The following is a 20,720-nucleotide window of genomic DNA, read 5'->3' on the forward strand; positions in this document are numbered from 1 at the left end:
ATATTGCCTGGGCGCTTCCGGCCTTCTGGAGAATGTTTACTTGGACGAGAAGAGTGCGTCCGCTGGTGTGGTTTCTGAAGCTTACGCGCCATGAGTAAAGAACAGCGGTGGAAGTATGTTCGCTTGGATCGGGACGGCGATGTCGCCATCGTGACGCTCAACCGACCCGACCGCCTCAATGCCCTCTCTGCCGATGTAATGGATGGCCTCGAAGCACATCTGGGCGCAGTCGCCACCGACCCAGCGGTACGCGCCGTTCTGTTGCGCGCGGAAGGGCGGTCCTTCTGCGCCGGAGGCGACATCAAGTCCGGAAACCTGCGTCGTGACGAGAGGGGCCGGCTCGTCCAAGCAGAGAAGGCAGCACGCCTTCGGGCACAGACCAACAGCGTGCTGCATCTGCACACGATGCCCAAGCCGACGGTCAGCGCCATGCGGGGCGCTGCAGTTGGTGCAGGGGCAGCGATCGGACTCGCGGCGGATTTTCGCCTGGGTTCCACGTCGCTCAAAATATCAATGGCGTATTCAAAAATTGGGCTCTCGAGCGATTTTGGCGGTAGCTACTTTCTAACCCTGTGGGCAGGTGCCGCGGTGGCGCGCCGCCTGATGCTCGACGCAGCGCCGGTGACCAGCGAGGAAGCGTTGCAGCTCGGATTGATCAATCAGATCATGAGCGACGATGGTCTTGATTATGAGGCACTCACGCTTGCCAAAAAACTGGCAGCTGGCCCAACTGCGGCTTATGCGCATATGAAGCATAGCCTGAATCTTGCAGCCTCTGGCGCACCGCTTGAAAGCGTTCTTGATGCGGAGGCGCAAGCCGTCGTCGAACTGAGCGAGTCACCTGATCATCAGGAGGCGGTCAAAGCCTTCATGGAGCGGAGGCTGCCTGCATTCAAAGGGCGCTGAAAGCCTATGATATCAGTTCGCGGGAAATGCACGGATTGCTTCGCGGTCACCTTCCGGCAACCAGTCACTAACCTTCGCGAAGAATCGCTGACATACCACTCGGCAGATTTCGACGTCTCCATCCAGAACTGCTGATGCAACTTTTTCTACGAAAGTCAGGTATTCGGTTGTGCGATGAAGATTCATATCAAAGTAATTGTATCGCTGCGACCGGATTATTTCACGCATCACATTGAGCATCATCATCAGAGCTGGATTTCCGCTAAGTTCTCCGATCAACCGCTCGAAGTCGAGAACAAGTCGCGCGCGTGTATGTGCATCGAGCTCAAGTTCCAGCTTGCGCGCAGAAGCCTCCAACCAGAAGATTCGGACGCGCCGACGCACGTCCGGATCATCATTCCTGGCAATGCTGGCCAACGCTTCCGTGATTAACGGACCACACGCGTCATTGACCTGGCGGAGCGTGGTTCCCTTTGTGCTGAGCAAAACGCTGGCCATGCGGGTGATAACCTGCTCCGACGGAGTGCGTGCGAAAAAGCCACCGTTGACACCGCGTTTGATCAGCAGTAACTGTTCATGTTGCAGTAGACGCGCCGCTTGCCGGAATGTTGGCCGGCTCACGCCGAGCCTGCTCATCAGCTCGAGCTCTGAGCCCAGAAACAACCGCCCTGTCGGCACCGCCCTCAAAATGTCTTCGCGAAGTGTATCGGCAGCGCGCTTCACCAGTGAGTCGCCGCCCGGTGTTCCACTATCCGAACATTCCGATTTATTCGTGAGTCTTTGGTGCGTTGATTTTCTATTGACACTGACTTCATTTTGGCGGCGTGGCCGGAGGATGGCGCGTTTCACTGTTGGTCCTTTCGGGTTGACATGAGCATGCGATAACTTTGCGCTCTCGGTGCTTTTGATCGTCAGGCCGAGAGACCGCGCCATCCAGAAGCATGCCCAGAAGCGTGCACAGTAGACGGACTGAGCATATGCTCAAATCCGTCTACTTCGCACGATGGGGGGTTCTCGCACATTCTCGTCCGCTGTGCCCAGAGCCGAACGCGCGCAAGTGACTCAACGTAGTTCGGGTTCATTCATAAAGGCAAGCGTTAGCCGGAGGCCGTTTACGTTGAGCTATACCACTTCTTGGGGCGCGGTCGGAATCAGCGCGCGCGAAAGCGTCTGCAAATGAACGGCGGCATTGCCGAACAGTTTCTCGGCAACATATAGGGATTTAAAGTAGTGGCCAATCGTACATTCGTCGGTTATGCCAATGCCTCCATGTAATTGAACGCCTTTGCTGGCGATATAACGGGCACTCTTGCAGATCTGAGCCTTGGCTGCCGCGACGGCGAGATGGCGCCGACCCTGGCTGTCATCAAGGTGCGCCAGTGCGCGGTACAGCATTGAGCGGGACTGCTCAAGCTCAATGAGCATGTCCGCCAGCTGATGCTGTAGAGCTTGGAAGCTGCCGATTGCCACGCCGAACTGCCGACGCGTACGCAGGTACTCTGTGGTGATTTCCAGCGCACGCTCCATCGCACCCACGGCCTGCGCACAGAGTCCGACTGTCCCATGGTCAAGCGCGCTCGAGATTGCGAAAATGCCGGTGCCCTCGCTTCCGACTCTGGCGCTCGCATCGACGAGCACGTTATCGAATGTCAGGTCTGCCACCGGGGTGCCGTCAATCAATCGATAGTTCTTGCGTGTCAATCCTGGAGTGTCTGCAGGAACCTCAAACAAGGTGATTCCGGAGGGCTCCGCTTCGACGCCATTAGTCCGTGCAGAGACCAACAGGCGCTGTGCATGTACGCCGCCTAGGATTTGTAACTTGACCCCACTAATTCTGTAGCAGTGTCCCGTCGCTACTGCGGACGTACGCACACGCTCGGGCTGCCCGGCCTGCCCGGCCTCCCGATGGGCGAGCACAACAAGAGACTCCCCCCTGACCAAGGCGGCGAGACGTTCGGTCGTCGCAGCAGGCGCTAGCGCCGTTTGCAGTGCGTGGGCGGCAAGCACGCAGACAGCTAGATATGGCTCTAACACCAAACCGCGGCCTAGTTCATGCAGAACAATTGCCGATTCGATCGGTCCTCCGCCGAAGCCCCCAAGGAGCTCGGGGATTCCGGCGCCCAGCCAACCTTGTTCCGCCATGAGCGTCCAGACCTTCTGATTGTATCCGCCTTCCGCATCGTATCTGCGGCGAACCTCAAAACTGTACTCGCGCTCAACAAACTTACGGACGCTATCCCGCAGCAGGATCTGTTCTTCGCTGAAATTGAAATCGGTCACGTCAAAACCTCACTGAATCGAGCCGAGTAAGCTGCGGGCGATAATGTTGCGTTGAATCTCGTTGCTGCCGCCGTAGATGGTGGTCGCTCGGCGATAAAGGAAATCCGAAGCTACGCCGTGTGCTTCGACCGGTCCCGGGGGATAGTCGGACGGAGGTTCCCCGGTGTATTCCGGATATAGAACCAATCCGTGTGAGCCGAGTGCTTCTAGCATCAGATCACCTAGCGTTTGTTGCAGCTCCGAGCCGCGCACGTGAAGCACCGAGCCGCACGGCCACTGGGGCGTGTCGGATGTGTTGTCGCGCTCACTGAGCGCGCGCAAGGTCATGAACTCAAGCGCCTCTAGTTCCACCTGAGCTTGCGCCAACCGCTGCGAAAACACCGGATTCTCGATCAGCGGCGGCATCCCATCGTGCGACTGCGAAGCTAAGGATAGCGCGCGCGCGAACATGCGCTTGTTGCGTGGGACCTCGGCGCTCCACGCGCGTTCGTGCTCGAGCAGAAATTTGGCGTAGGTCCAACCGGCACCCGGCTCGCCAACCAAATTCTCCCGTGGCACCCGCACCTGATCGAAGAACACTTCATTCAAACTGTGCGCGCCGTCGATCGAGATAATCGGCCGAACAGTGATGCCGGGAGAACGCATGTCCACCAGGAGAAATGAAATTCCCTTCTGTGGCTTGGCCGTCGGATCGGTGCGTACGAGCATGAAGATCCAGTCTGCGAAATGTCCCTGCGTTGTCCAGATCTTGTGGCCGTTTACGATGTAGTGCTCGCCATCAAGCACGGCAGCTGTGCGCAAGGAGGCCAGATCTGAGCCGGAATTTGGCTCCGAAAAGCCTTGGGCCCACCACACATCGCCGCGCAGGATCGGTGGCAGATGCCGCGCCTTCTGCTCCTCGGAGCCGAAGGTGTAGAGAACCGGGGCAAGCAGTGACAGTCCACCGGCGGGACGCGGGGGCGCGCCGGCCATGGCGCATTCCTCCTCGAACACCAATTGCTGCACTGGCGACCAGCCGGTTCCGCCATACTGTACTGGCCAATTGGGCGCTGACCACCCCTGACGGTGCAGTATTTTCATCCACGCCAAGGAATCTTCGCGGAGTTCGTGATAGCCACGCAGCGTACGTCTCGCCAAGTCCGGGGAAAGCTTGTCGTGCAGAAATGTTCGAACGGTCTGGCGAAACGCTTCAATCGACGGATCGATAGAAAAGTGCATTAAATAACTCCTGAGAAACCCCGAATGGTCAATGGGGTACGAGAGCGGGTTAGCCCAAAACACATCGTGATCAGTCCAAGTCTCAAACCGGGCTCATGTTATGGGCCTGGCGGCGGAAGATATCGGTGCGGTTTCGAAGGAAAAGCGCTCGCGAGGCCATCATCGCCGCCCGAAGTGCTTACCAGCCCGCAAGATCCGCATAGCGTGCTCGATGCTTGGGTGCCCCGCCAAGGAACGCGTAGTCGAACATTGCTCGCTTGACATAGATCTGAATATCGCAGTCCCACGTATAGCCGATGCCGCCGTGTGCCTCCACGGAGCCTCGCGATACTTGAATATAACAGTCAGTCAGATGGGCCTTGGCCAGCGCCGCAGCCGGGCTGGCCTGCTCTGGGATGCGGTCGAAGGCGTGCGCGGCATACCAGTAGAGTCCACGAGCCGGCTCTATCGCAACGGCAAGGTCTGCCAGTTGGTGCTTGAGGCCCTGGAATGCGCCGATTGGCCGGCCAAATTGCTCGCGAGTTTTTGCATAGTCCACCGTGCGTTCCAAGCAGCAGTTCGCACCACCGAACGCGTCGGCCGCTAGGAGAACGCGCGCAGCGTTGCAAAGCCGTTCGGCGACGTCAGGGGCGGCCGTCAGCAATGAGGCCGGAGTTTTGTGAAACTGGATGCGGCCCAGTCTGCGTGTTCGATCCACGCTATCCTCCTCAGAAATCTCCAAACCCGGCGCATCGCGTTCGACGAGGTACAACTGCCCTCCAGAAGTGCCGACGACAATCAAGTCCGCCGCCGCCGCAAACGGAACGCGAGTCTTGGTCCCAACCAGCACCGGGGCCGCCGAAGGCAACTGCCACTCCTCTGGCCACCAGAGCGAGGCGCCCTCGGCGAACGCCACTGTGCCAATCACTTCACCCGATGCAAGTCCGGGCAGCCACCGACGGGCCAAGGTCTTGTTGCTCGACCAAGCCAGCGCAAGGCCCGCCAAACTGTGCCCAAGAAAGGGCCCTGGTGTGGCGGCAGCACCAAGGATCTCGGCAACCAAGGCAAGGTCGATAAGTTCCAGTCCCATGCCCCCAGCCTCTTCCGGTAGCGCCAAGCCGGTCACGCCAATATCGGCCAAACCCTTCCAAAGTGCTATGTCGTGGCCCGATGAACTATCAAAGATTCGATGGAGGTCGACAGACTGGCAGGTCTTGGCAAGGTAGCGACGGACCGCCTCCTGGATTTCTTGCTGATCATCGGAAAGCAGGAAGTTCATACGTTTTTCTCCCTTGGCAATCCAAGTCCGCGTTCAGCGATGATGTTGCGTTGTATGTTCGACGTTCCGCCGCCGATGGTGAGCCCCAATGAAGCAAAGAAGCGAAGGTTCCACTTCTCGGGCCCAGCGCCGCGGGTCGATCCGGTCGGCGGTGCCAACAAAAATGCGTCGCCGACCAAATCCTGTGCTATGGCGGCGACCTTATGGCTGATATTCGTGTTGACGAGCTTGTTCATCAGCGTAATAGACCCCGGATTCTGGCCATGGGCAGTCATCGACAATTGTCGATAGCTGGAATACAGATGTGCTTGCACCTCACCGGCAAGTACGCTAAGACGTTCTCGCATGATCGGGTGCGCCAGTGCGGGTACGCCCTCAAAGTTGCTCTTGCGCGCCAAAGACAAGAGCTTCTCGAACAACTCAACGGATGACTCCGCCCCGCCAATCATGCTGCGTTCATGATTAAGAGTAGCTTTTGAGACGCGCCACCCTTCTCCGCGGCCTCCGACCAACCAGTCCGCCGGAGTCGTCGCATCGTCGAAAAACACTTCACAGAATTCCGCGCTACCGGTCATCTGCTTCAGTGGCCGGATGCGAACGCCTGGTTGCCGGAGGTCGACCAACAGGTAGGAAATGCCCTCGTACTTGCTTGGCGCATCGGGCTCGGTGCGAGCGAGCAAGAACATGTAGTGGGCATGCTGAGCCAGCGTACTCCAGATCTTCTGCCCATTGATGTGCCATTGGCCGTTACGTAGTTCGGCGCGCGTACGCAGCGAGGCCAGATCGGAGCCAGCATTGGGCTCGGAGTAACCCTGAGCCCAACGGATGTCGCCGGTCAAGGTCTCTGGAATGAATCGCTGTTTCAGCGCCTCGGTACCGCACTCAAGTAGCGTCGGCACCAGCATGGACGTGCCGATCCCCGGCTCTTCCATTGGCGCTCCAACAGCTGAAAACTCCGTCCGAATGATCTGGGCCTTAAGTAAATCGGGCGACTGTTCAGACCCGCCATAGGCTCGAGGCACTGATCGATACAAATAGCCCCGCTCGACAGCCAACCTTCGAAAAGTCTGCTTGTAGTCACTCTTTCTGCTGTGCTGCGGGGCATCCGAAGGGGGCCAGTGCTCGGCGAGAAACGCTCGTACTTCTCGTCGAAACGTTTCGTATATAGAATTGTAGGTTAGTTCCATCGGTAAAAGTCTGGAAGACGCGACGTAGGAGCGGTGGCGGCAGAAAAGTTGTGGCGGTATCGTGATCAGTAAGTTGCGGAAAGTGCTCGCGCGAAGATCCCCGCGAGTGACATCTGAGGAGGCCTACAGTGTCCAACGTCCTCCTCCCTGACTTCTGCCGCCCAGACGCCTAGCAATATCATCACGGTAACAACCTCGTTAAAAGATCAGCGAATCTGCCACAAAAGTCGCTTAGAGTCGGCAAGTACAGAATAACCGTTGGCAAGGGGTTCCCAGGCTCCACGGGGTTCCCAGCCTCGAGGCAAGAGAACGTTGCAGTCATACATGCGCCCCCCGCAGCCATGATTCACCACTCCGCGCCGTGGCATCGACAATATTTGACTTCTGGATCGGAGTTGTCCCACGCAAAACGGTCGTTTCAACGACCGCGCCATTGCGGAACTTGTTTGGCCGAAAAAGCCTTCATGCCGATCATGAAATCCTCAGTACTCTGCACTCTTCTCAGTGTCCGCTCTCCAAGGGGCCACATGTCAGATGCAGCCATATCGTCCGTTAGCCGCGCCAGTGCGATGCTTTCCTGCACTGCGACCGGCGCGCCCAGGCATATCTCCCTCGCCAGCTCAAGCGCAGCGCTCAGGACTGTCGACTCCGCAACAACTTTATTCACCAAACCGATCGACAGTGCCCGCTGCGCCGATATTGGACGCCCAGTGGCAATCATCTCCAGTGCCACCGCACGAGGCACGGCACGTGGCAGCCGGTAGGCCCCACCGGCCAAGGCCACCAGCCCGCGACGAACTTCAGGCAGACCAAACTGCGACCCTTCAGCGCATACGATCATGTCGCAGGCCAAGCAGAGCTCCAAACCGCCTCCTAGCGCGGTGCCTTCGACGGCTGCTATCCAAGGCGTGCGTTTCGGGGCATGGACAAATCCGCCAAGACCACCGCGCTGAGTCGCAATCTCACTCTCGCGTCCATTCATGATTTCCTTGAGATCAGCGCCAGCGCAGAACGTCTGGCCACCATTAGCGGCGAGCACGCCGACCCATATTGACGGGTCAGACTCAATCTGCAGTAGATAGTCCTCGATCATTGCTGACATCTGAGCATTTATTGCATTGCGACTTTCGGCGCGATTCAACGTGATGATGGCAATATGCTGATCGACGACGGTATAAAGAACAGGTTTAGAGTCTTGCACGCAATTGATCCTATGATGGCTGACGTGCCTAAGCACGGAACTGAAACGACTCCTGGATCGCATTGAGATCGGCAGCGAGGCCCGCAGCCGATACTCACTCCAGACACATGAACGCGATGTTCGTCTCACATCCTCCCGACGATTGGAACAAGCGCGCCCGTGATGTCGATACTCTGGTCGGAAAGGAGAAACGCTACGAGATGGGCAACCGAAGTCGGTGAGACCCATCTGGTAAAATCAGCGCCTGACATCTGGAGCCGATTGGCAGGAGTATCTATCACGCTGGGCAGCACCGCATTGACGGTGATCGACTGATCTTTCAGTTCATCTGATAGCGACTCTGTGAGCCGCGCCACGCCAGCTTTCGAAGCAGCGTAAGCGCCTAGGCCGCAGGTTGCTCGCTGCGCGCTTGCGGCGCCAATGTTGACAATGCGTCCGCTGCCGTTAGAACGAAGATACGGAAGAACAGAAAGGCAGGCAGCGGCGCAGCTGCGCAGGTTGGTCTCATACATAAGATCCCATGTGTCGAGCGTGCCCTCTGAAATGGGTTCGTAACGAAACCCCCCGGCGACATTGACCAAGCCATATATGCCGCCCAGTTGGGCAGCGATGCTTTCCATGGCCTTTGCAGTGGCGCTTGCGTTGCAAAGGTCAACGCCATCGTAAACCACTTCGGCTCGACCGGCGTCCGGTCTCGCTGAACAGTCCAAAACCGCCACACGAGCGCCCTGTGCCGCAAGTTCTGACACCACCACTCTGCCAAGCGCACCTAAACCACCGGTCACAATAACGCTCTTGTTGGCTAGCATGGCCATTATCGACTCAGCGCTTCTGAAGTTTGATATCGGACTTCTCTCGATCCCATGTCTGTGGCGTTACGCCTTCATCCCGTAGCTGATACTTCAGCACACGCCCTACCGGGTTGCGCGGAAGTTGGCTGCGAAACTCGATGAACCGCGGGACTGCAAAATAGGGCAACCGTTCAATGGACCAACGACAGAGCTCGTCTTCTGTGATGGTGCTCCCAGCCTTGAGAATCGCCGTCACCTTGACATCATCCTCGGTGACATCGGAAGGCACCGCATGAACAGCCACGTCTTCCACCGCTGGATGCGCGCGGAAGGTGGTCTCCATTTCAAAGCTGGAGATATTTTCGCCACGACGCCTCAGATAATCTTTCTTGCGATCGACAAAGTAGAAAAAACCGTCTTCGTCGAACTTGCCGATGTCGCCACTATGCAGCCATAGATTCTTCATGATCTTCAGTGTGTCGGCGGGCCTATTCCAGTATCCCTCGAACATCACATGTGGTTGCCGTGGGCGGATAATGACTTCACCAGCCACGCCCGGAGGAAGTTCCTGATCGTTATCGTCGACAATCCTCACGTCAAACCATTCATTGCGCCTGCCGGAGCTTCCAGGCTTCGCCTCTTCAGAACATCTGATCGTTGTCACCAGAGAGGCCTCCGAAAGGCCGTATCCTGGTGCAAACGTATACCTCACACCGAAGCGCTCCTTCCAGATGGTCTGCAGGACTGACGGAAATGGAGCGCCCATTACGGTTACAAGCTGACCTCGGCAGCGCTGCATCGCCTCATTGTCGGGCGCCTGCGCGAGCATTGGAAACATCGATCCGAGCAGGCTGACGTGCGTAGCGCCGGAACGCTCGATGTCGGGCCAGAAGTTGGATACCGAGAAACGGGGGGCCAGGACGACTCGCCCGCCCGACATCATGGTGGCCAGCAGGCTCGCCGCGGTGGCATTCAGGTGGAACAAGGGCAACGCTGTCCACATCACTGACGTTTCGTCCCGTTCGGTACAGTCGTTGGCTTGGCGCGCCAAATTGCAGGCGTAGTTGTGGCTGATCATGCAACCCTTGGAGGGGCCAGTCGTGCCACCCGTATAGATCAACATGCTGAGGTCGGACGGTTTGGGCTCGTATCCTGGATCTCGATCGTCAGCGGACAGCGTCGATTCCAGCGAAAGCATCTCGATACGACTAAGCGCCGAAGGCGCTACCGTGTTCGTGTGCAGCACCAGCTTAATAGCCGGAAGATCGTTTTCGATCAACCCAATGCGCTCGACATAGTCGCTTTCGGCAACGATCACGGTGGCTGCGGCGTCGGCAATCTGATGGCGAAGAAAGTCGCCCTTGTAGGCGGTGTTGACCGGTACGCTGATGGCTCCCAGCTTGTTGATCGCAAACCAGGACAGGACAGCATGAATATTGTTGTCCAGCATCGTCACAACCGTGTCGCCGGTGTTCACGCCATGGGCGGCCAGCGTATTAGCAAGACGAGAGGACTGACGATGGATATCTAGATAGCTGTAGGTCTCACCGGACAGATCCAAGAACTGCCTGTCACCCCACCTTTCTGCAGCCCTCCGCAAAACGCCGACCACCGTGTCCTGCTGGCCGGTCGCCCAAACGTCAAAAGTCCTCACAAGTCGTCTCCTCACCATGTGTCCCGACTTCGCCGTGCGTTGGCACTTGAAGTCATTGAGTTACCTGTATAGAGTATGGGTTCACGAGTGAGTGATGTAAAGCCCTCAGGGTCCCTGAGGATCCGCTTGCTGCGTGCGGCAGCAGATCTGACCGAATGGTATCCGCAGCATGAAGACATGAAGAGCGGAGTGATAGCGCCGCGGATTGTGAACACAGGAACGAGAGGAGCGATGTCATGACTAAAGATGATCTGATACTGGTGAGTGTTGACGACCATGTCGTCGAGCCTCCAACTATGTTTGACCGTCACATCCCCGCGGCATACAAAGACAAGGCCCCAAAAGTAGTGACCGAGGGCGGTGCCGACATCTGGGTGTACGAGGGCATTCGGGTGCCAAACATTGGGCTCAATGCTGTCGTTGGCCGGGTTCCGGAAGAGTATGGCATGGAGCCCTTGTCATTCGCGCATGTGCGAAAGGGCTGCTACGACGTGAAGGCGCGAATTGATGACATGAACGCGAACGGTCAACTTGGGGCGCTTTGCTTCCCCACGTTTACACAGTTCGGGGGAACCCTATTCTTGGGAGCGAAGGACAAGACGGCCGCCAAGGCGGTTGTTTCTGCTTACAACGACTGGCATATCGACGAGTGGTGCGGCGCCGCGCCAGGGCGCTTTATTCCGCTGGCTACGCTTCCGCTGTGGGATGTCGACGCCTGCGTCGCTGAGGCTCAGCGAGTCGCGAAGAAGGGTTGCCACACTTTGACCTTCCCTGACAATCCGTCGACGAAAGGGCTGCCCAGCATACATACTGGGTATTGGGATCCCCTGTGGAAGACCATGGTCGACAACGGCCAAGTGATCTCCGCGCATATTGGGTCAGGCTATCAGCCGCCCCATGCCTCGAGCGAATCGCCGATAGATGCGTGGATTCTCACCATGCCGCTTGCGATCGCGAATGCGGCGGGTGATTGGCTGTTCAGCAGCGTGTTCAGAAAATTTCCCGATCTCAAGCTCGCTCTGTCGGAAGGGGGTATCGGCTGGATTCCTTATTTTCTTGAGCGTGCTGACTTCACGTTCAAGCATCACAACGCTTGGACCAATTCGCACAAAAACATGGGTGGATTGCTACCGAGCGAGATATTCAAGCGCAACATCATCACCTGCTTCATTGATGATAGCTTCGGCCTTAAGAATCTCGATGCCCTGAATGAAGACCTGGTAACGTGGGAATGTGACTATCCTCATTCCGACAGTGTTTGGCCGAACTGTCCAGAACGGGTGTGGGACCAAGTTAAACGCCTGCCAGTCGAGTCGATAAACAAGATCACGCACCTCAATGCAATGCGTGAGTTCTCATACGATCCGTTTTCGGTTCTGGGGCGAGAGAACTGCACGGTCGGCGCGCTACGGGCTTTAGCCCAGCATGTGGATACGAAGCCCCAAGCTGGTCTGGGCGGGTTCAATCCGGCTGGGGATTATCGAACGGGTGAGCCAGTGACGTCAGGACAAGTGACGAGGATGTTTGCGGCCCAGTTGAGTCCTAGTTCAAGTGCATGATTCCGCCATGCATCGGCAGTCCAGAAGTCCGTCCGCGTTTGACGGTCGCGTTACTCGGCAACCGTGGTGGGCCAGGGCATAGAGGCTTGCATATGGCTGGATCGGCTGTTGAGAGCGTATGAGCTGCCCGCATACAGCTCACGGTGGGAACTACTGCACGTTAGCTTTATTGAATGCTCCGCGATTAGGCCATGAGGCCTCGGGCGGAAGCGAAACAAGACCTGATGCACCGGAGACACACGCATGGCAGACGAAGCTTACATCGTGGCAGCAGTTAGAACGGCCGGGGGCCGTCGCAATGGTCGACTCTCGGGTTGGCATCCTGCTGATTTGGCAGCCGAGGTTTTGAACGCGCTGGTGGATTGCGTAGGCATCGATCCGGCCGCCGTTGACGACGTCTTGATGGGCTGTGCAAATCAATTCGGCCCTCAGGCCGCGTGCATTGGCCGTAATGCGGTGCTGTCGTCCAAGTTGCCGGAAACGGTGCCAGGACTTTCCATTGATCGCCAGTGCGGTTCGTCCCAGCAAGCGCTTCATTTTGCGGCGCAGGCAGTGATGTCCGGCACCATGGACGTGGTTATAGCAGCAGGCGTCGAATGCATGAGCCGGGTACCGATCAATGCACAGTTCGAGATTGCGGCGAAGGAAGGATTCGACAAACCGTTCGGACCCAAGATGAAGGCCCGCTACCCGGGTGCCGTCTTTAGCCAGTACATCGGCGCCGAGATGATGGCAAAAAAATACGAGCTATCCAAGGAGCAACTTGACGAGTTCTCACTATCCAGCCATCTCAAGGCAATTGCCGCGACGGAGTCGAAGCGATTTCACAACGAGATCATTCCTATCGAAGTGAGGCCTGCCACCGAGAACGTCGGGGAACTTCATTTGCACGACGAAGGAATCCGCTTCGATGCCAGCATTGAGGCAATCAGAGGCGTTCGGTTGCTCACAGAGGGGGGGCGAATCACCGCGGCGAGTTCAAGCCAGATCTGCGATGGCGCGTCCGGCGTGATGGTCGTCAACGCTAAGGGCTTGCGGACGCTGGGCGTGGAACCTCTTGCGCGCATCCACCACATGACAGTGCTGGGACATGACCCGGTCATCGTTCTTGAGGGCCCGATTCCGGCCACTGAGCGGGCCCTTAGGAAGTCCGGAATGACACTTGGCGAAATCGATTTGTATGAGGTCAACGAGGCGTTTGCATCGGTCCCTCTGGCGTGGCAGAAGGCGCTGGACGCCGATCCCGAGCGTCTGAACGTCAATGGCGGTGCGATTGCACTAGGCCATCCACTTGGAGCAACCGGAACCAAGCTGGCGAGCACGCTAATTCATGAACTCCGCCGTTCCGGCAAGCGTTTTGGTCTGGAGGCAGTCTGTGAGGGGGGCGGTATGGCTAACGTCACCATCATTGAGCGGCTTTAGAACGCTGGCACAGGCAATGCAAAACGTCTCCTATAAACGGGTGGAATAAGCAGAACCATGAAGATTGATACAACGGTTACGGCGGTGATCACCGGTGGGGCTTCTGGCCTTGGCGAAGCGACGGCACGCAGACTTGCGAGCGCTGGTGCGAAGATCGCATTGTTCGACCTCAATGACGAAAAGGGTGAGGCTCTTGCCAGGGAGATTGGCGGGGTCTTCTGCAAAGTGGACGTCACTTCGGAGTCTCAGGTGGACGCTGCTTTCTCCAAGGCGCGAAACGCGCTAGGTCAGGAACGCATCCTGGTGAATTGCGCGGGGACGGGAAAGTCGATCAAGACGGTCACGCGCGACAAAACCACGGGCCAGATTCAGCCGCTACCAACGATCGCGTTTGACAGTACCATCCAGATCAATTTGATTGGGACGTTTCGTTGCATCGCCAAATCCGCAGCAGGCATGCTGTCCCTTGATCCGCGTGAGGAGGATGAACGTGGTGTGATTATCAACACCGCCTCAATTGCTGCTCAAGATGGCCAGATGGGCCAGGCAGCCTATGCTGCGTCGAAGGCGGCAATCGTTGGTATGACGCTGCCGATTGCGCGCGATCTGATGAGCGAGGGCATACGTGTAAACACGATTATGCCAGGGATCTTCTCCACGCCGCTAATGAATGCAGCCTCTGAAAAAGTGCTCTCCGCGCTGGCTTTATCAGTCCCTTTTCCGAAGCGCCTAGGGAGGCCAGAGGAGTTCGCATCGCTCGTTGCAGAGATCTGCGAGAACGTCTACTTCAATGGTGAAAGCATCCGTCTAGACGGAGCGTTGCGCATGAGTGCTCGCTAAACGAGCAGAGTCACAGGGCGATGACAACGCAGACACGACGATTCTCGGTATCCGACGGGTTGACGCTGGTGGGTGACGTTGGCGGAGACCCAGCGGCCCCTCCCGTGATCCTACTGCACGGAGGCGGCCAGACGAGACACTCTTGGGGGCTCGCCATGGAGGTCTTGGTGAACGCCGGCTACCACGTCCTCAATCTGGATGCCCGCGGCCACGGCGAAAGTGATTGGTCTGCTGATGGTGATTATTCGATTGCCACATTAGCAGCTGATCTCTCTGCTGTGATCGAGACGCTGGCCGCGCCACCAGCGTTGATCGGTGCATCGATGGGTGGCGCCACCTCGCTTTTTTATACCGGACACGCCGACCAGTCCCGGGTGCGGGCGCTGGTTCTTGTAGACATCGTGCCAAAGATTAATGCGGTCGGAGCCAAGCGCATTCGCGCATTCATGCGGGCTTATCCGGAGGGATTCGCCAGTCTGGAAGAGGCCGCGAATGCCGTATCTGATTTTTATCCAGAGCGGCCACGCCCTCGTGATAGCAATGGTTTAATGAAGAATCTGCGGCGGCGCGAGGATGGCCGTTTTCACTGGCACTGGGATCCAAGGTTCGTTGAGTCTCCGGAACGCGCCGAGCCGCCGCAGTTCGCGCACAAGTTGCAGCAAGCAGCGCGTGGTGTGCGTCAGCCGGTACTGCTTGTGCAAGGCATGTCAAGTGACATCGTAAGCACGGAGGGCGTGGCGGACCTCCAGCAACAGATCCCGCATCTTGAAGTATATGAAGTGGCCAATGCGGGTCACATGGTAGCCGGCGACAAAAACGATGCCTTCAACGAAGGGATCATTCGTTTTTTGCAGTGCTGTCATCCGCCTTTGGCAGCCGCGAAAATCGGCCAGGATTGAGAACAAGGAGATGAATCAGTGAACGAAAAATTGCAGGCCGAGTTCGAGAAAGCCACAGGGTACGAGCTGACGGACGACCATATCGAGCGTAACAGACTGCTTTTGGGTATCGACGTGCCCAATCCTGACGACGAACAGATCCACACGGCGAGTATCGATAATATCCGTACATTTGCATTCGGATGTGGTAATGACAACCCGCTGCATTGCGACCCTGAATACGCCGCAGGAACTCGCTGGGGCTCTGTCATTGCGCCGAACATGATGGCGGGCAGCATCAACAAGCCGCTCAAGGGCGACCCCCTCGACCCAGAAATAAAGAAGCAGCAGAAGGGGGTTTTTCGCGGAATTCACGTCTTCATCTCAGGGGGCGAGTGGACGTTCTATCGACCGATCTATCCCGGAGATACGATTTTTAGCTTTAAGGCGCTTGAAAGCCTTGAGGTTCAACCATCGGAGTTTGCTGGGCGCAAGGTGAACCGCATCACCCGGGTTGTGAAGATCAACCAGCGCAGCGAGATTGTCGGCGTCTACCGCTATCGAGAGATTCTCACCGAGCGCAAAACAGCCGTCAAGAAAGGCAAGTATCTCGAGATCGAGCCCGCACGGTATTCAGACCAGGATATCGCGCGCATTGACGAGATCTATGCGAATGATCGCCCGCGGGGCGCAGACACGTGGTACTTTGAAGATGTCAAGGAAGGAGAGTCACTTCGGCCGAGCGTTTCGGGGCCTTTGACGGTATCCGACGTCATTACGTTCCATGCTGGTGGCTACGGATGGGTGCCGTATGGCCTGCGAGTTGGCCGTCTCTGGCATAAGAATCGTCAGCGTATTCCCGCTTTCTATATCAAGAATGAATCTGGTATTCCCGACGTGGCGCAACGCCTACACTGGGACAGTCAGTGGGCACGGGCGATCGGCAATCCGATTGCCTATGATTATGGGGTTATGCGCGAGAATTATCTCTATCGATATCTTAGCGATCTTGCCGGTGATGACGGCTGGGTCTACTCGACGTATGACGAGATCCGCAAATTCAATTACATCGGCGACACACAGTTTATAGAAGGAAGTGTTATCGGCAAGCGCCAGGAACACGGCCTTCACTTGGTAGATGTGAAAGTCAGCATGACCAACCAGCGGGGCGAGGAGACCGTCCGCTGTAAGGCCACGATTGCGCTGCCCTGCCGTAGTGGCTCGCCGGTCATTCTGCCGGAGGCACCAGATGATCTGCGACGTCGCGCCGTCTCGATGTGGACGCGCCACTGCGAGCTGACGCAGCGCTCTAAGACCGGCTGAAACGCCAAGCGCTTGAGAGTACGACTTGCTGGCAGGCTCGATCAACTTGGAGGACGTACATTATGCAATCCCCGACCGTATCAATTCCCAACCATGTGCCCGCCCACCTGGTTCGCGATATTCAGTTTGAAACCCTGCCGGGAGCTACGGATGACCCGCACAAGGCCTTGAGGCAATTGCGGGATTATCCGGAGCTTTTCTACGCGCCCCGCGGCCATATCGGTCGCGGCGTCTGGATCCCGACCCGTTCGCGCATTATCCGCGAAGCCTTTCAGGATGCGGCGCGGTTCTCAAGCCATCAGAATGCCGGCTTTTCCGCCATGTTTGGCGAAGCGTGGCCATTGATTCCATTGGAGATAGATCCCCCGGAGCACATAAAGTGGCGAGTGTTGCTCAACCCCCTCTTCACGCCGGCCGGAGTGCAGAAGATGGAGGGCAAGGTGCGCGCGCGCACGGTTGACCTTATTGAGAAGGTTCGCGGCAACGGCGGCTGTGAGTTTCAGAAGGAGTTCGGAGGGCCGTTCCCTATCTCGATTTTTATGGAGCTGGTGGGGCTGCCCATGGACCTGTTTGACGCGTTCTTGTCGATGGAGGACGGGCTGTTACGAGGGGATGCACAGACGCAGGCACAATGTGCGCGGGATATCCGAGACTTTATGGTCGAGTTCATCAATGAACGGTCGAGGCATCCGCAGGACGACCTCGCAAGCTTTATTGTGAATAGTCAGCTTGATGGGCGTCCATTGACCATGGATGAGAAGCAGGGCATCTTGTTTCTGTTGTTTGTGGCCGGCCTCGATACTGTCGCTTCCGCTCTCGGGTTTCTCTTTCGTGAGTTGGCACTGGATCAGACATTGCAGACGCGCGTGCGAACACAGCCGGAAGCTAGGGCCAACCTTATCGAAGAAATTCTCAGGGCGAGAACCGGTATTGCATCCGGGCGCTGCGCCACCCGAGACATGGAGTTTTATGGCGTACAGATAAAGAAAGGTGATCGTTTCGCGCTGTCGACTACGCTGGCCAACCTCGACGAGGAAGAGTTCGGAGACCCGCTTGACATAGACCTCGATCGCCAGGTCAACCGCCACATAGCCTTTGCTGTTGGCCCGCACCGCTGTTTGGGCTCGCACTTGGCCAGACGCGAACTCAGAATTGCGCTGGACGAATGGCTGGAACGCGTTCCCCAGTTCCGTGTCAAGGATGGTGAGCGTCCCAAGTGTTCTTCTGGACCGGTGTTAGGCGTGACGTATCTACCATTAGTATGGGGCTCCTGATTTGAGTGCAGACGTACTGCTGCGTGCAAGGCCCCGGCGGGGATCGATGACATTGTGCCCATGCCGGAGCTTTGTGTGCTTCTGATTGAGGCGGGCGCGGCGATCCCTGTCCAGCTCAACGCTATTGAGATGGCGTCGGAGTTCGCGGTTCTCGGTACGGCCTGTCGGCTCGAGGAGTTGGAACGTGGCGTGCTCACGTTGTCAGCACGATGTGATAGGTGGGATTGACATGATCGGCTCGACAAACATTGCGATGGTTATCGACATGGCGTTACAGGATGCTTTGCGCGCGGCAAGGGTCTGCCGATGAGCGAAATGAGTGGCGCGAGCTTCTCGGTGTCGTCCCTCGGCAGTGTCGGTGGTACGGGGTTCACACCCATCATCAACCTCCCCGAAGTGGCGATCCTCGGGCTGACCCGCACGCGCCTTGCGCCCCGGCCGACCGGCAGCGGCACCGTCGAGTGGCGCTCAATGCTGCCGGTGTCGCTGTCTTACGACCACCGGGTCATCAACGGTGCCGACGCGGCGCGGTTCTGCCGGTTCGTCGAAACGGCAATGGAATCTCGCATTTCTGCGGGGCATGTCGCGGAGCCATGACCTGAGAAGGTGCCTAGGAGCAGCGCAGCGTTCGACGCGACAAACCAGTGTGATCGCAAGACAGTCTACTCAACTAAACGTGCGAACCCGGGATCAGCGAATGACTGGTCGGGTTTGAGGAGAACAACAGATGAAACGGGTTGGAATCAGCCGGCATGGAATGGGCGGTCACGGCGCCGGATTGGCGAGCCGCATGGCGCCGCTCATTGCGCTTGCCATGTCTCTGGGCGCCCCCGCCGCGACCGTCCCCGAAGTGATCGAAGCGGGCAACGAGTGGCTGGTGGCGCAGGCCTCGAGCCAGGACCGGGTTGATGCGTTGGGCGAGCAGCGCCGCAGTCTTGCGGACGAATACCGCACGGTGCTGCGCGAGATCGAGGGGCTTGAGGCCTACAACCGCCAGCTTGAGCGCCAGCTGCGGCTTCAGGGCGAAGAGATCGCGATTCTCGACGACAGCATCGCGCAGGCGACGACGGTGGACCGCCAGATCCTGCCGTTGATGCTGCGGATGGTCTCGGCGCTGGAGCAGTTCGTGGCGCTGGACATCCCGTTTCTGCCGCGCGAGCGTGCCGAGCGCCTGCAGTTTGTGCTCGAAGCCATCGACCGGGTCGACGTCACCGTGGCCGAGAAATTCCGCCAGGTGCTGGAGGCCTACCTGATCGAGCTCGAATTCGGCCGCACCATCGAGGCGTATACCGGCGCCGTCGACGTCGACGGCCAGAAACTCGAAGTCGATTTCTTGAGAGTGGGCCGCATCGGCCTGTACTACCAGACCCTCGACGGCACGCAGAGCGCGCGCTGGGACGTGGACACCAAGAGCTGGGTGAAGCTGCCGGCGTCCGACCGCAACCCCATCCGCGAAGCCATCCGCGTCGCGCGCAAGCTCACCGCCCCGAACCTGCTGACCCTGCCGCTGCCGACCGCTGGAGACGCCTCGTGATCCGTACCGCCTCGATCATGCGCAGCCTCCTGCTGGCCGGCCTGCTCGCCGCCACACCGGCGATGGCCCAGGACGACAGCGCTGCCACCCTCGACCAGCTGCTTGAGCAGGTCCGCACCAAGACCCTGGCCGACCAGGGCCAGCTGCAGCAGCGCGAAGCCGAATTCGCCAATGCGGTCAGCGAGCAGGCCAATCTACTGGCCCAGGCCAAGGCAAGGCGCGACGCACTCGAAAAGCGTGGCTCGGAGCTTGAAGGCCGCTTCGACACCAACAAGCGCGAAATCGACACCCGCCAGCAAACGCTCGACGACAAGCTGGGCGCCCTCAAGGAACTGTTTGGCATCTTCCAGCAGACCTCGGGCGACCTGCAGGGCATCTTCTTCGACAGCCCGACCTCGGCCCAGTACCCGGACCGCACCGAGTTTCTCGAAGCGTTTGCCAAGAAAATGAGCCGCGCCTCCGAGATCTCGACCATCGACGAGATCGAGCGGCTGTGGTTTGAGCTGCAGCGCGAAATGACCGAGACCGGCAAGATCGCGCGCTTCAATGCGCCGGTGCTACTCGCCGACGGCAGCCAGGCCAACCGCGAGGTCATCCGCGTGGGCGTGTTCGACGTCGTCTCGGCGGACCCGGCCAAATACCTCTCCTGGCGCGGTGAAACCCAATCCCTGGCCGAGCTCAAGCGCCAGCCCGGCGGCGACACCCTCAATCGGCTCGACGACTACGCCAGCAGCAGCGACCCCGTCGCCCGCTTGGACCTCGACCCCACCGGCGGCAGCCTGCTGGAGCGCCTGGTCGAAGCCCCGGGCCTGGGCGATCGCATCGAGCAGGGCGGACTGGTCGGCTACGTCATCCTCGCCCTGGGCGCGGTGGCCCTGCTGGTCGCCCTGGAGCGCCTGATCGCCCTGTCCATCATCGGCGCCAAGGTCGCGACCCAGCGCCGCAACATCGACAGCCCGCAAACCGGCAATCCGCTGGGCCGGGTGCTGATGGCCTACCACGAAAACAAGGGTGTCAACGCCGAGACCCTCGAAATGAAGCTGGGCGAGGCCGTGCTCAAGGAACTGCCGAGCCTCAACCGCTTCCTGACCTTCCTCAAGATCATCGCCGTGGCCGCGCCGCTGCTGGGCCTGCTGGGCACCGTCACCGGCATGATCAACACCTTCCAGGCCATCACCCTGTTTGGCACGGGCGACCCCAAGACCATGGCCGGCGGCATCTCCCAGGCCCTGGTCACCACCGTGCAGGGCCTGTGCGTGGCGATCCCGACCGTCTTCCTGCACAGCATCTGCAGCACCAGGGCCAAGGCCGTCGTGCACATGCTCCAGGAGCAGAGCGCCGGCCTGATCGCCCAGTACATGGAAAAGGGCGGCCGCGCATAAGAGCAGGGGACAC

17 protein-coding genes and 1 pseudogene are annotated in these 20,720 nt (G+C 58.5%); 10 read left to right on the forward strand and 8 right to left on the reverse strand.

Annotation, left to right across the window (positions count from 1 at the left end):
• Positions 1 to 90: 90 nt before the first annotated feature.
• The gene (locus C8D93_RS03560; RefSeq protein WP_110263754.1) at positions 91 to 906 is read left to right on the forward strand and encodes an enoyl-CoA hydratase-related protein; all 816 of its coding nucleotides are present in this window, start codon (positions 91 to 93) and stop codon (positions 904 to 906) included.
• 12 nt (positions 907 to 918) lie between these two features.
• On the opposite strand, the gene C8D93_RS03565 is transcribed toward C8D93_RS03560, so the two are convergent.
• From C8D93_RS03565 to C8D93_RS03600, 8 genes are all read right to left on the reverse strand, one after another.
• Positions 919 to 1,755 (reverse strand): FadR/GntR family transcriptional regulator, encoded by an 837-nt coding sequence (locus C8D93_RS03565; RefSeq protein WP_170123874.1) that lies wholly within the window; start codon positions 1,753 to 1,755, stop codon positions 919 to 921.
• A gap of 273 nt (positions 1,756 to 2,028) precedes the next feature.
• Positions 2,029 to 3,186, reverse strand: coding sequence for an acyl-CoA dehydrogenase family protein (locus tag C8D93_RS03570; protein WP_110263756.1), 1,158 nt, complete (start codon positions 3,184 to 3,186; stop codon positions 2,029 to 2,031).
• 9 nt (positions 3,187 to 3,195) lie between these two features.
• A complete protein-coding gene (locus C8D93_RS03575; RefSeq protein WP_110263757.1) occupies positions 3,196 to 4,404 on the reverse strand; it encodes an acyl-CoA dehydrogenase family protein in 1,209 nt (402 codons plus the stop codon).
• A gap of 178 nt (positions 4,405 to 4,582) precedes the next feature.
• A complete protein-coding gene (locus C8D93_RS03580; RefSeq protein WP_110263758.1) occupies positions 4,583 to 5,662 on the reverse strand; it encodes an acyl-CoA dehydrogenase family protein in 1,080 nt (359 codons plus the stop codon).
• On the reverse strand, positions 5,659 to 6,849 hold the full coding sequence (locus C8D93_RS03585; protein ID WP_110263759.1) for an acyl-CoA dehydrogenase family protein: 1,191 nt from the start codon (positions 6,847 to 6,849) through the stop codon (positions 5,659 to 5,661). The genes C8D93_RS03580 and C8D93_RS03585 overlap by 4 nt, the downstream gene beginning before the upstream one ends.
• A 418-nt stretch (positions 6,850 to 7,267) precedes the next feature.
• Complete coding sequence (locus C8D93_RS03590) at positions 7,268 to 8,050, reverse strand: enoyl-CoA hydratase-related protein (RefSeq protein WP_211307167.1); 783 nt, start codon at positions 8,048 to 8,050, stop codon at positions 7,268 to 7,270.
• A gap of 125 nt (positions 8,051 to 8,175) precedes the next feature.
• Positions 8,176 to 8,859: an SDR family NAD(P)-dependent oxidoreductase gene (locus C8D93_RS03595; protein ID WP_211307168.1), complete on the reverse strand. Its 684-nt coding sequence runs from the start codon at positions 8,857 to 8,859 to the stop codon at positions 8,176 to 8,178.
• Between the two features lie 13 nt (positions 8,860 to 8,872).
• On the reverse strand, positions 8,873 to 10,495 hold the full coding sequence (locus C8D93_RS03600; protein WP_211307169.1) for an AMP-binding protein: 1,623 nt from the start codon (positions 10,493 to 10,495) through the stop codon (positions 8,873 to 8,875).
• A 236-nt stretch (positions 10,496 to 10,731) separates the two neighbouring features.
• Here C8D93_RS03600 and C8D93_RS03605 point away from each other — a divergent pair, with 236 nt between their 5' ends.
• The 9 genes and pseudogenes from C8D93_RS03605 (at position 10,732) to C8D93_RS03645 (ending at position 20,707) form a co-directional block, all read left to right on the forward strand.
• On the forward strand, positions 10,732 to 12,054 hold the full coding sequence (locus tag C8D93_RS03605) for an amidohydrolase family protein (RefSeq protein ID WP_110263763.1): 1,323 nt from the start codon (positions 10,732 to 10,734) through the stop codon (positions 12,052 to 12,054).
• 243 nt (positions 12,055 to 12,297) lie between these two features.
• Positions 12,298 to 13,476 carry an acetyl-CoA C-acetyltransferase gene (locus C8D93_RS03610; protein ID WP_110263764.1) on the forward strand — a complete coding sequence of 393 codons (1,179 nt, stop codon included), beginning with the start codon at positions 12,298 to 12,300 and terminating at the stop codon, positions 13,474 to 13,476.
• A 57-nt stretch (positions 13,477 to 13,533) separates the two neighbouring features.
• Entirely contained in the window at positions 13,534 to 14,316 is a 783-nt protein-coding gene (locus C8D93_RS03615) for an SDR family NAD(P)-dependent oxidoreductase (protein ID WP_110263765.1), read from the forward strand.
• A 20-nt stretch (positions 14,317 to 14,336) separates the two neighbouring features.
• Entirely contained in the window at positions 14,337 to 15,215 is an 879-nt protein-coding gene (locus C8D93_RS03620; protein ID WP_110263766.1) for an alpha/beta fold hydrolase, read from the forward strand.
• 18 nt (positions 15,216 to 15,233) lie between these two features.
• Positions 15,234 to 16,517: an FAS1-like dehydratase domain-containing protein gene (locus C8D93_RS03625; protein WP_110263767.1), complete on the forward strand. Its 1,284-nt coding sequence runs from the start codon at positions 15,234 to 15,236 to the stop codon at positions 16,515 to 16,517.
• A 62-nt stretch (positions 16,518 to 16,579) separates the two neighbouring features.
• Positions 16,580 to 17,791 (forward strand): cytochrome P450, encoded by a 1,212-nt coding sequence (locus tag C8D93_RS03630; protein WP_110263768.1) that lies wholly within the window; start codon positions 16,580 to 16,582, stop codon positions 17,789 to 17,791.
• A gap of 285 nt (positions 17,792 to 18,076) precedes the next feature.
• Positions 18,077 to 18,388: pseudogene (locus tag C8D93_RS03635) on the forward strand (2-oxo acid dehydrogenase subunit E2); the annotation flags it as partial.
• Between the two features lie 193 nt (positions 18,389 to 18,581).
• Positions 18,582 to 19,325: a DUF3450 domain-containing protein gene (locus C8D93_RS03640; protein WP_170123875.1), complete on the forward strand. Its 744-nt coding sequence runs from the start codon at positions 18,582 to 18,584 to the stop codon at positions 19,323 to 19,325.
• Positions 19,322 to 20,707 carry a MotA/TolQ/ExbB proton channel family protein gene (locus C8D93_RS03645; RefSeq protein WP_211307170.1) on the forward strand — a complete coding sequence of 462 codons (1,386 nt, stop codon included), beginning with the start codon at positions 19,322 to 19,324 and terminating at the stop codon, positions 20,705 to 20,707. Before C8D93_RS03640 ends, C8D93_RS03645 begins: the two co-directional genes overlap by 4 nt.
• Positions 20,708 to 20,720 lie beyond the last annotated feature (13 nt).

This window comes from Sinimarinibacterium flocculans, assembly GCF_003201205.1.
Taxonomy (GTDB): Bacteria; Pseudomonadota; Gammaproteobacteria; order Nevskiales; family Nevskiaceae; genus Solimonas; species Solimonas flocculans.

Coding starts and splice junctions, on each gene's coding strand:
- C8D93_RS03630 (WP_110263768.1), top strand. CDS start 16,580: ATGCAATCCCCGACCGTATCAATTCCCAACCATGTGCCCGCCCACCTG.
- C8D93_RS03620 (WP_110263766.1), top strand. CDS start 14,337: ATGACAACGCAGACACGACGATTCTCGGTATCCGACGGGTTGACGCTG.
- C8D93_RS03560 (WP_110263754.1), top strand. CDS start 91: ATGAGTAAAGAACAGCGGTGGAAGTATGTTCGCTTGGATCGGGACGGC.
- C8D93_RS03640 (WP_170123875.1), top strand. CDS start 18,582: ATGGCGCCGCTCATTGCGCTTGCCATGTCTCTGGGCGCCCCCGCCGCG.
- C8D93_RS03595 (WP_211307168.1), bottom strand. CDS start 8,859: ATGCTAGCCAACAAGAGCGTTATTGTGACCGGTGGTTTAGGTGCGCTT.
- C8D93_RS03585 (WP_110263759.1), bottom strand. CDS start 6,849: ATGGAACTAACCTACAATTCTATATACGAAACGTTTCGACGAGAAGTA.
- C8D93_RS03575 (WP_110263757.1), bottom strand. CDS start 4,404: ATGCACTTTTCTATCGATCCGTCGATTGAAGCGTTTCGCCAGACCGTT.
- C8D93_RS03615 (WP_110263765.1), top strand. CDS start 13,534: ATGAAGATTGATACAACGGTTACGGCGGTGATCACCGGTGGGGCTTCT.
- C8D93_RS03580 (WP_110263758.1), bottom strand. CDS start 5,662: ATGAACTTCCTGCTTTCCGATGATCAGCAAGAAATCCAGGAGGCGGTC.
- C8D93_RS03605 (WP_110263763.1), top strand. CDS start 10,732: ATGACTAAAGATGATCTGATACTGGTGAGTGTTGACGACCATGTCGTC.
- C8D93_RS03610 (WP_110263764.1), top strand. CDS start 12,298: ATGGCAGACGAAGCTTACATCGTGGCAGCAGTTAGAACGGCCGGGGGC.